Below are 3,443 nucleotides of genomic sequence, written 5' to 3'. Positions count from 1 at the left end.
CAGCAGCCCTGCTCGGTGAAAACGCTATCGACGACATGCAAAACACGAGGCCGAACAAACTCATCGGCACGCAAGGCGAGAATCGAAGCATTCCTGGCCTCCGCTACGGGACGCCTCGCACCTTACTATCTGAAAGCGCAAATTCAAGGGACGCACGAGGAGCAGACGCAGACAAGAGGGGTCCCGAACATCGTCCGGGAGTCTTCTTCCTCCCGGGGTTCCGCCGTTCAGACCGCCCGCGACATTCGTCCGGCACTGGTTCCGCCCACGGGGATCGGGCCTGCTGGCGATCTCATCGAAGGTGGAACTGTGCTGCGCCGGACGCAGTCCTGGAATGTTCGTTCGCCGTTAGTAATTTCGACTGTGAACTCGCTTGACAGTTGAGCTGTCCGAAACAATCTTGGAAATAGAGAACGCTGATTTAGAATCACCTAACGCGCTGCTAGGCGGTCGTACTGCTGCGGCAATTTGGCAGTCCTATTCGAACGGAAACATAACCGAGTTCCTTGAAACTAATCACTGCGGCAGTCGTCACGAAGAGTTCGCAACTCCGCCGCACAGGTACCTCGATTGCATGTCTCGTCGGAGTCGCAGGAATGGCTGGTCAGAAACAGTGGCATACCCCTAATAGCTGCGTGAATGGCATCGGTGAGCGAAGGGGACCAAGTTTAGTTTCGCTGCCAGTCGCGTTGTTGGGACTTGCCGCCATAGTGGGAGCAATTTTTCCGGACCTTGCCGAAGCGGCGTGTTTCAACGTTACTCGCGGAATATCAATTACCGGTTCCACCGCAGCGGATGGTCAGCCGACCGCTGGTGAGACGGTTAGCTGTGACGCGAATGCGCCCAATCCATTCCCTTTCGGCGTTGTCGCGACCACCGGCCAGAGTAATATCAACGTAACGAATGGCACGGGATCGGTGATTACCGCGCCTGGCAGCGGCATTCTACTCAATGACTCTGCAACCATTGTCAACGACGGTGCAGTTATCACGACTTCGCTGAATGGTTTCGGGCTATCGAAGCAGTTCTTCGGAACGATCACCAACAACGGTACGGTGGAGACCTCCGGACAGACGGCGCACGGTATCCGCTCCCTAGGTGGCTTCGGGGTTGTCACCAACACCGGCACGGTTTCAGTCAGCGGATTGAACGCCTACGGCATTTTGGCTGGCGTCAACGAGACCGTCGTTAATTCTGGTCTGATTTCCGCGTCCGGCGACGGCGGCAATGGCATCTTCATGCTCGGCGGCACGCAGGTGACGAATACCGAGACCGGAGTTATCACCAGCACCCTGGCCACCGGCATTCAAGGTTCCGGCAGCAATTTCACCGTTCGCAATGCGGGCGTCATCTTGGGCGGCAACGGCACGGCGATCAATCTTCCTGGTGGGACCAACCTCATCGAAGTGACGGGCGGCGCGATTACCGGCGATGTCGTAACCGGCGCCGGCGTTGATACGCTGAACTGGAGCGGCGGCGGCACGATTGCCGGTGCAATCCGTTTGAATGACGGCAACGACGTCGCCAATCTGGAGAATTTGCAACCGGCCATATTGCAGCCCACGACGCTAACCGATGGTGGACTCGGCACCGATACGCTGACGCTCACCAACGTGCAGACCTCGGAGCCCGAACGCTTCGTCAACTGGGAAAGTATTGATCTGCGGGCGAGCACGCAACTAACCATGGGCGGAGACCTGACGCTAGGCGATTTGGCCACTCAAACCGGCACACTGACGATCGACCATACCAGTACGCTGACCGCGAGTGGAGGAAGTTATTCGATTGCACCGAGTGTGTCCGGGGCAGCAGTCGATGTGGACAATTCCGGTATGATCGATCTGGCTGCTGCAAGCAGTTCAGTTGGCGACCGCCTGACCATTCTCGGCAACTATACGGGCTTGGACGGCGAGCTTCGTCTCAACACAACGCTGGGCGACGACAGCTCGCCGACCGACATGCTGTTGGTCACTGGCAATACGGCCGGCCGTACGCTGGTGGACGTCGTCAACGTCAACGGTGGAGGCGCTCTCACCAGTGACGGCATCAAGATAATCAGTGTGGACGGCTTTTCGGATGGCACGTTTGCTCTTCTTGGCGACTACGAATTTGAGGGGCAACCCGCCGTCGTCGGGGGAGCTTATGCCTATAGACTCTATAAAGGCGGTGCTTCGACGCCCAACGATGGCGACTGGTATCTCCGCTCGGTATTAAACCCGTCCGATCCGGACATAGAGCAGGAGATACCGCTCTACCAAGCCGGCGTTCCCGTTTACGAGGCCTATCCGCAATTGCTTCTTGGATTGAACGGTCTTCCGACCCTCGAGCAGCGCGTCGGCAATCGTTACTGGAGTCACGCAGGCAATGTCGTTCCTCCGCGGGAGGGCGCGCCGCAGGAACGCAACATTTTCATCGAGGACAGCGGGATTTGGGGCCGCGTCGAAGGCGCGCATAGCAGGTTTTCCCCGCGCTTTTCCACCTCCGGCGCGGATTATGACATCAACAGCTTTCGCTTTCAGGCCGGGCTCGACGGGCTTTTCATCGAGAATGACAATGGCAGGCTGATCGGCGCACTGACGGCGCACTACCTTCATGGCAAGGCCAAGACGGACTCCATCTACGGCGATGGCGAAATATCGACGGACGGCTATGGTATTGGCGGCACGCTGACTTGGTACGGCGAAAATGGCGTGTATGTCGATGGCCAGGCACAGGGAACTTGGTATGACAGCGATCTGAACTCCACACTCGCCAACCTGGGGCTGACCAACGGCAACAACGGTTTCGGCTACGCGCTTTCCCTTGAAGGCGGTCAGCATCTAGTGCTGGACCAGCAATTATCAGTGACCCCGCAGGCGCAACTCGTCTATTCGAATGTCGATTTCGACAGTTTCCACGACACCTTTGAAGCGCGAGTGGGTCTTGACCAAGGCAATAGTCTGCAAGGGCGAATTGGCGTAAGCATCGACCGCCAGAACGCATGGCAGAATGACAAAGGTATGATCGACCGATCCTATGTCTACGGCATCGCCAATCTTTACTACGAGTTTCTGGACGGCACCAAAGTCGAGGTTTCCGATATGAGCTTTGCGAGCCGGAATGACCGCTTCTGGGGTGGTATCGGTCTGGGGGCTAGCTACAACTGGGACAGCGACAGATACTCGCTCTACGGCGAGGCCTCGATCAATACCAGCCTAGCCAACCTCAGTGACAGCTACGCCTATAAGGGAACGGTGGGTTTTCGTGTGCGGTGGTAAGTGGAAGGAAAGCAATCAGCAATATCAAGAATATAATTCCCGATATTAGAACTATAGTCGACGAAATTTGCAAAGTGGCAAGCTAGTCTAGGCTAGGCCGTAAACTCATAAATTCTCTTGGCGTATTGCGTTCGGCGTGATTCAAGGCTTCCGAATTAGGAGCTATGATGACACGCCGCCGCTACG

General features: G+C 56.8%; 1 protein-coding gene. It reads left to right on the top strand.

The genetic code is table 11. The features are described from left to right. Positions 1-596: 596 nt before the first annotated feature. Positions 597-3,257 (top strand): autotransporter outer membrane beta-barrel domain-containing protein, encoded by a 2,661-nt coding sequence (locus tag FHT76_RS41155; RefSeq protein WP_183865044.1) that lies wholly within the window; start codon positions 597-599, stop codon positions 3,255-3,257. The last annotated feature ends 186 nt before the right edge of the window (positions 3,258-3,443 follow it).

Source organism: Rhizobium sp. BK176 (genome assembly GCF_024808055.1).
Note: the sequence above shows the minus strand (reverse complement) of the source record. Positions and strands in the feature narration are given on the sequence as shown.

Bases quoted from the DNA above. Each gene is read 5' to 3' on its own strand.
- FHT76_RS41155 (WP_183865044.1), top strand. From the start codon at position 597: ATGGCTGGTCAGAAACAGTGGCATACCCCTAATAGCTGCGTGAATGGC.